Origin of the sequence: Parafrankia elaeagni (assembly GCF_000374165.1) — a bacterium.
Taxonomy (GTDB): domain Bacteria; phylum Actinomycetota; class Actinomycetes; order Frankiales; family Frankiaceae; genus Parafrankia; species Parafrankia elaeagni.
Map to the genome: position 1 here is coordinate 1 of NZ_KB893673.1, position 6,680 is coordinate 6,680.

Sequence of the window (6,680 nt, forward strand, 5' to 3'; positions counted from 1 at the left end):
CATCGTCAAGGACGGCAAGGTCGAACAGACCAGCGACGGCTACATCCCCATCTTCACCAGGCCATGACCCACCAGGCCATGACCACCACACACGAGAACAGTAAACGGGACGCAGAACAATGATCCGATACGCGTTACTCGGGCTCGGCCTGGGGGCGATCTATGCTCTCGCGGGCCAGGGTCTGCTCCTCGTCTACCGAGGCTCCGGTGTCGTCAACTTCGCGCATGGCGCGTTCGCCGCGGCGGGTGCGCTGGCCTTCTACGAGCTGCACATCGAGGCGGGTCTCCCGACCGTGCCGTCGATCGTCCTGGCACTGATCATCGCCGGCGCCATGGGCACCCTGATGCACCTGTTGATCATGAGGCCGCTGCGGAACGCGCCTCCCCTGACCAGGGTCATCGCGACCCTCGGCGTGATGGTCGCCCTGCAGCAGGTCGGCCGCATCATCTTCGGCAGCGAGATCCGGCTGGTGCCGTCGTTCCTGCCGACCGACACGGTCCACCCGTTCGGCGGGCCGGCGGTGGGCGCGGACCGGCTCATCCTGCTCGGCATCGCCGTGGTGGTCTCGGCGGTCCTGTGGGCCATCTACCGGTACAGCACGTTCGGCGCGGTCACCTCGGCCGTCGCCGAGAACGAACGCACCGCCCAGCTCACCGGTCATTCGCCGGACATGATCGCCGCCGTCAACTGGACCGTCGGCGCGGTGCTCGCCGGCGCGGCGGGCATTCTGATCGTGCCGATCTCCGGGCTGGACATCAACACGCTGATCATGCTCATCATCCCGGCGCTGGCCACCTGTGTGGTGGCCAACTTCGCGTCGTTCCCGATCGCTCTCGGCGCGTCGCTGGTCATCGGCGTCACCCAGTCCGAGATCACCAACTACGTCGACGCCGCGGGCTGGGGCGAGGCCGTCCCGTTCCTGGTCGTGGTGCTGGTCCTGGTCGTCCGTGGCCGGGGCCTGCCGCTGCGCAGCCACGTGAACGAACTGCTGCCCGAGATCGGCACCGGCGCACTGCGGCCGGCCGTGCTCACCGCCGTCGTCGCGGTGGCGACGCTCGTGGTCGTCACGACCCCGGACAACTGGACCGACGCCTTCACCACCACGATCATCGGGGCGGTCATCTGCGTGTCGCTGGTGGTCGTCACCGGCTACGGCGGCCAGTTGTCGCTGGCGCAGTTCGCCTTCGCCGGCTGGGGCGGCTATGTGGCCTCCCGGCTGGCCGCCGTGCACGGCCTGCCCTTCCTACTCGTCCTGGTCATCGGCGTCCTCGCGGCGGTGCCCGTCGGAATCCTGGTGGGCCTGCCAGCCCTGCGGACCAGGGGTATTCACCTGGCCATCGCCACGTTCGGCCTCGCCTACTCGCTGCAGGCGGTGCTCTTCCAGAGCGTCCCGCTGACCGGCGGCCTGTCCGGGACGGTCGTCGACCCACCCGCGCTGTTCGGGTGGAGCGTCGACCCGGTGAGCCATCCGAAACGCTACGCCATGGTCTGCCTGGTGGCCCTGCTCGTGGCCGCTCTGGTGGCCGCCAACATCAGGCGCGGCCGCTCCGGCCGGCGGCTGGTCGCGGTTCGCGGCAACGAACGCGCCGCCGCGTCCCTCGGCATCAGCGTCTACGGCGCGAAGCTCTACTCCTTCGCGATCTCCGCGGCCATCGCCGGCCTCGGCGGTGTCCTGCTCGCGTTCAAGTCGGCCTATGTCGACTTCAACCAGTTCAACGTCTTCAACTCGATCGCCGTGGTCATCAACACCGTCATCAGCGGTGTCGGCTTCCTGATCGGCGGCGTGCTGGCCGGCGCGAGCACCGCCGGCGGACTCACCCCGAAGATCTTCGGTGAGATCTTCCCGAGCAGTGAGATCAGCCAGTACGTCACCCTGGCGCTGGCCGCGCTCCTCGCCCCGACTCTGATCCAGTTCCCGAACGGGCTCGTGGCCCGTGCGGTCACGCTGCGCCCGCCCGCGGCCCTCGTGGCCCGCTTCTCCCGGTCCGGCCGCGGCACGGCCACCGTGACGGCAGATGCGACAACGGATGCGGACACGCCGGAGACGGCGACCACCACAGCGAACGCGGACACGACAGCGAGGGCAGCCGCGGCCCGCACCGCTCCGCCCGCGACCCCGCACCGGGTGGCACCGAAGACGCTGCGGGTACGGGACGCCGCCGTGCGGTTCGGCGGTGTCCACGCGCTGCGCGGAGTGTCCCTGGAGGTCAGGCCCGGCGAGGTCGTCGGCCTCATGGGCCCCAACGGCGCCGGCAAGACCACGTTCATCGACGCGGTGACCGGGTTCTGCCGCGTGCAGGGCGGCGTGATCGAGCTCGACGACACCCGGATCGACCCGCTGAACGCGCGGCGCCGCGCCCGCCTGGGCATCGGCCGGACCTTCCAGTCGCTGGAACTGTTCGACCAGCTCACAGTGTTGGAGAACCTGCGTACCGCGGCTGACCCCCGCGATTCGGCCGCCTACCTCACCGACATCGTGCACCCGCGGCGCACCCAGCTGACCCCTGCCGCCCGGTCCGCCATCGAGATGTTCGAGCTGGTGGACGAGCTCGACCGCATCCCGTCCGAGCTGCCCTACGGCCGGCGCCGCCAGGTCGCCATCGCCCGCGCGATCGCGACCGAGCCGTCCATCCTGCTCCTGGACGAGCCGGCCGCCGGCCTCAACGAGTCCGAGACGCAGGAGCTCTCCGACCTGCTGCGCCGCCTGGTGGACGAGTGGGGCATCGGCATCCTGCTGGTCGAGCACGACGTGCCGATGCTGAACCGGGTCTGCGACCGCCTCGTGGTCATGGACTTCGGTGCCGTCATCGCCACCGGCACGCCGGCGGAGATCCGCACCGACCCACGGGTCATCGCCGCCTACCTCGGTGAGGAGCGTGCGGCGGAGGACGACCCGAGTGACAGCGACCCGGCCGAGGTGGAGGCCGAGGACTGGCGTCCGGGCCTCACCAAACCCGAGATCCCGGATGTCGCGACACTCGGCGGGGACCGCGCCAAGTAATTAAACTTGGCCTAAATCTAGGGCGAGCATCCAGGATGAGCACAGAGAAGGGTCGGGAAACGATGAAGAAAGAGGACATGATCCTCGTCAGCATCGATGACCATTCGATCGAACCACCGGACATGTACGTCAGGCACGTCCCCGCCAAGTACCGCGATCTCGCCCCCAAGGTCATTCGCAACGACCAGGGAATCGACCAGTGGGTCTTTCAGGGCGCCGCCACCTCCACGCCGTTCGGCATGGCCGCGACGGTCGGCTGGCCGGCCGAGGAGTGGGGCCGCGACCCGGGCACCTACACCGAGCTGCGGCCGGGCTGCTTCGACCTCGCGGCCCGCGTCGACGACATGAACGCCAACGGCGTGCTGGCGTCGATGTGTTTCCCGAGCATGGCCGGCTACAACGCCCGGACGTTCGCCGAGGCACCGGACAAGAAGCTGTCCGTCATCATGCTCCAGGCATACAACGACTGGCACATCGACGAGTGGTGCGCCGGGGCGCCGGGGCGTTTCATCCCGATCGGCATGCTGCCGATGTGGGACGTCGAGCTGGCCACGGCCGAGGTGCGCCGGCTCGCGTCGAAGGGCTGCCGGGCCGTCAGCTTCCTGGAGGCCCCGCACGCGCAGGGGTACCCCAGTCTGATGTCCGGCTACTGGGATCCGATGCTCGCCGCCGTCGTCGAGGAGGGCACCGTCCTCTGCCTGCACATCGGCGGCGGCATGAGCCTGCTGAAGCTTCCGCCGGAGGCGCCGCCGGACCACTCCATCATCCTGTCGACCCAGATCATGACGCTGGTCGCGCAGGACCTGCTGTTCGGGCACGTCTTCCAGAAGTTCCCGGGCCTGCGGATCGCGTTCTCCGAGGCCGGGATCGGATGGATCCCGTTCTACCTGGAGCGGGTCGACCGCCACGTGAAGAACCAGGTGTGGCTGCACAACGACTTCGGCGGGAAGCTGCCCTCGGAGATCTTCCGTGAGCACGTGCTCGGCTGCTTCATCTCCGATCCGTCCGGTCTGAAGGCCCGGCACGACATCGGGATCGACATCATCGCCTGGGAGTCCGACTACCCGCACACGGACACGACCTGGCCGGAGTCACCGGAGCTGCTCTGGGACGAGCTGGTCGCGGCCGGGGTGACCGAGGAGGAGACCCACAAGATCACCTGGCAGAACGCCTGCCGGTTCTTCGGGTTCGACCCGTTCACCCAGATCCCGCGGGAGGAGGCCACCGTCGGCGCGCTGCGGGAGCGGGCGCGGCTGGCGAACGTCGACACCACGCGTATGTCCAAGGACGAGTGGCGCCGCCGCAACGAGGCGGCGGGGATCGGAGTACTGACATGACCAGCACGGCCAGCATGACCAGCACGGCCAGCGGCGGGCAGCTCGCAGGGAGGATCGTCGCCGTCACCGGGGCGACCAGCGGGTCGGGGCTCGCCATCGCCCGCCGCTTCGCGGCCGAGGGCGCGACCACGGTGCTGCTGGCCCGCGGCGCGGACCGCCTGAAGGCACTCGTGGACGAGCTCGGGCCGGGCACCGTCGGCCTGACCACCGACGTCGGCGACCCGGACAGCGTGCGCGGCGCCTTCGAGGCCATCGAGGCGCAGTTCGGCAAGCTCGACATCCTCATCAACAACGCCGGGCTGCACCGGCCGTGCCCGTTCGAGTCCCTCGCCGACCAGGACATCCTCGCCCAGGTGCGAACCAACCTGCTGGGCCCGACCTACACCTGCCGGGCCGCGATTCCGCTGCTGCGGGCGGCCGGCGGCGGCGACATCATCAACACCTCGTCCGAGGTGACCATCGAGATCTTCCCCTACGAGGCCGTCTACAAGATGACAAAGGCGGGCCTCGAGGCGCTCGGCCAGGCGCTGAGCCTGGAGTTCGAGAAGGAGGAGATCCGGGTCACCACCCTGATCCAGGGGGTCGCGCTCGGTGAGGGCGGCGGCTCGACCGACTGGAAGGACAACGGGGAGCACACCCACCTGGTGTGGCCGCGGCTGCAGGCCGAGGGAACCGTCCAGCGGGTGATGGGCAAGCACGGCGGCCAGACCGTCGAGAGCGTGGCCGACGTGCACGTGTTCATCGTGACCCGTCCGCGCGGCCAGAAGCTCGACGTCGTCCGTGCCCGCAGCTACTAGCAGGCATCGGTCGCGGGGCCGGCGGCTTCGCGCTCGGGGCACACGGAGAACTCGGGGCACACGGAGAAGCAGTGGCTGATTTCTACGACGCCCTGCCGGTCGACTGGATCGGCCCGGGCGAGACGGTGACCGTCGAGGTCGACGGTTTCCCGGTGGCGGTGGCGAACGTGGAGGGCGAGTACTACGCCTTCCAGAACCTCTGCCCGCACCAGGGCAGCAAGCTGGGCGGCCGGGCGCTGGACGAGGGCTGCTACATCGTCTGCCCGACGCACGCGAGCCGGTACGACGTCCGTACCGGAGCGTGTGTGCGCCCGTCGTCGTCGGACGGGTTCAACCAGGACCTGATGGTGTTCCCGGTCCGGGTGGAGGACGAGGTGGTCCAGATCAGGATCTGACCGGCGGAACAGCAGTTACCGAGGCGGGCTGTGTGGCGGGGCCGGGTTCCCCCACCACACAGCCCGCCTTCTGCTGTGCTCCGCCTTCTGCTGTGCTCCGGCTTCTGCTGTGCTCCGCCTTCTGCTGTGCTCCGGCTTCTGCTGTGCTCCGCCTTCTGCTGTGCTCCGGCTTCTGCGGTGCTGCTGATCCGCTGTCCCCCTCTCCCCCGAACAGCGGAAGGCGGGTGCGCGCCCCGCGGAGGGGCACGCACCCGCCTCGTTTCTCCGGTGCTCGGCTACCGCTGTCCCGTCAGGCGGCGGCCTCGTGGCCGAGGTAGGCGCCCTCGATCTCCTGGAGGTTCGCCCGGGCCTCGTCCGCGGAGCCGGACCAGACCACGCTCCCCCGCCGCAGGATGTACGCGCGGTCGGCGATGGCGAGGGCCTGGCGGGCATGCTGCTCGACGAGAAGCACCCCCGCGCCGCGGTCGGCCGCGCTGCGCAGTGCCTGCATGAGCCGGGTCACGATCTTCGGCGCCAGACCGAGCGAGAGCTCGTCGGCGAGGAGGACCGACGGCTCGGCGGCCAGGGCCCGCGCGGTCGAGAGCATCTGCTGCTCGCCGCCGGAGAGCAGGCCCGCCCGGCGCCGCAGCAGCGGCCGCAGCTCCGGGAACAGGTCGAGCGCACGCTCGACGGGTCCCGGGCCGATCCGGAGGTTGTCGCGTACCGAGAGCCGGGAGATGACCGACCGCTCCTCGGGGATGATCCCGAGGCCGCCGCGCACCCGGTGGTGCAGCGCCGCGTCCGTCCGCTCGCCCCGCAGGTGGACCTCCCCGCCGAGGCTGGGCAGCGCCCCGGACAGCGTGAGCAGCGTCGTGGTCTTGCCGGCCCCGTTCGGGCCGAGCACGACGACGATCTCACCCGGGCGCACGTCCAGGCTCACCTCACGGACGCACGGGACCCGCCGGTACCCGGCCGAGAGGCTCCTCGCCTCCAGCACGGGTGCGACCTCGGTGGTGGTCGTCATGCCGCACCTCCTCGCTCGACGTTCGGCGGCCGGTCGGCCGCGGTCCCGCCGTCGTGTGTGGTGGTCATGGCCTGGTGGGTCATGGCCTGGTGAAGATGGGGATGTAGCCGTCGCTGGTCTGTTCGACCTTGCCGTCCTTGACGATG

General features: G+C 70.0%; 5 protein-coding genes. 4 read left to right on the plus strand and 1 reads right to left on the minus strand.

The window, feature by feature from the left end:
- Positions 1-119: 119 nt before the first annotated feature.
- The 4 genes from B207_RS0104210 to B207_RS0104225 all read left to right on the plus strand — a co-directional run bounded on the left by B207_RS0104210 (position 120) and on the right by B207_RS0104225 (position 5,531).
- Entirely contained in the window at positions 120-3,002 is a 2,883-nt protein-coding gene (locus B207_RS0104210; protein ID WP_018635265.1) for a branched-chain amino acid ABC transporter permease/ATP-binding protein, read from the plus strand.
- 62 nt (positions 3,003-3,064) lie between these two features.
- Entirely contained in the window at positions 3,065-4,339 is a 1,275-nt protein-coding gene (locus B207_RS0104215) for an amidohydrolase family protein (protein WP_018635266.1), read from the plus strand.
- Complete coding sequence (locus tag B207_RS0104220) at positions 4,336-5,136, plus strand: SDR family oxidoreductase (protein ID WP_018635267.1); 801 nt, start codon at positions 4,336-4,338, stop codon at positions 5,134-5,136. The genes B207_RS0104215 and B207_RS0104220 overlap by 4 nt, the downstream gene beginning before the upstream one ends.
- Positions 5,137-5,207: 71 nt before the next feature.
- The gene (locus B207_RS0104225) at positions 5,208-5,531 is read left to right on the plus strand and encodes a Rieske (2Fe-2S) protein (RefSeq protein WP_018635268.1); all 324 of its coding nucleotides are present in this window, start codon (positions 5,208-5,210) and stop codon (positions 5,529-5,531) included.
- Between the two features lie 289 nt (positions 5,532-5,820).
- On the opposite strand, the gene B207_RS0104230 is transcribed toward B207_RS0104225, so the two are convergent.
- Positions 5,821-6,534, minus strand: coding sequence for an ABC transporter ATP-binding protein (locus B207_RS0104230; protein ID WP_018635269.1), 714 nt, complete (start codon positions 6,532-6,534; stop codon positions 5,821-5,823).
- Positions 6,535-6,680: the final 146 nt, after the last annotated feature.

Excerpts from the sequence above, each read along its gene's own strand:
- B207_RS0104210 (WP_018635265.1), top strand. The coding sequence starts at position 120 with ATGATCCGATACGCGTTACTCGGGCTCGGCCTGGGGGCGATCTATGCT.
- B207_RS0104215 (WP_018635266.1), top strand. The coding sequence starts at position 3,065 with ATGAAGAAAGAGGACATGATCCTCGTCAGCATCGATGACCATTCGATC.
- B207_RS0104220 (WP_018635267.1), top strand. The coding sequence starts at position 4,336 with ATGACCAGCACGGCCAGCATGACCAGCACGGCCAGCGGCGGGCAGCTC.
- B207_RS0104230 (WP_018635269.1), bottom strand. The coding sequence starts at position 6,534 with ATGACGACCACCACCGAGGTCGCACCCGTGCTGGAGGCGAGGAGCCTC.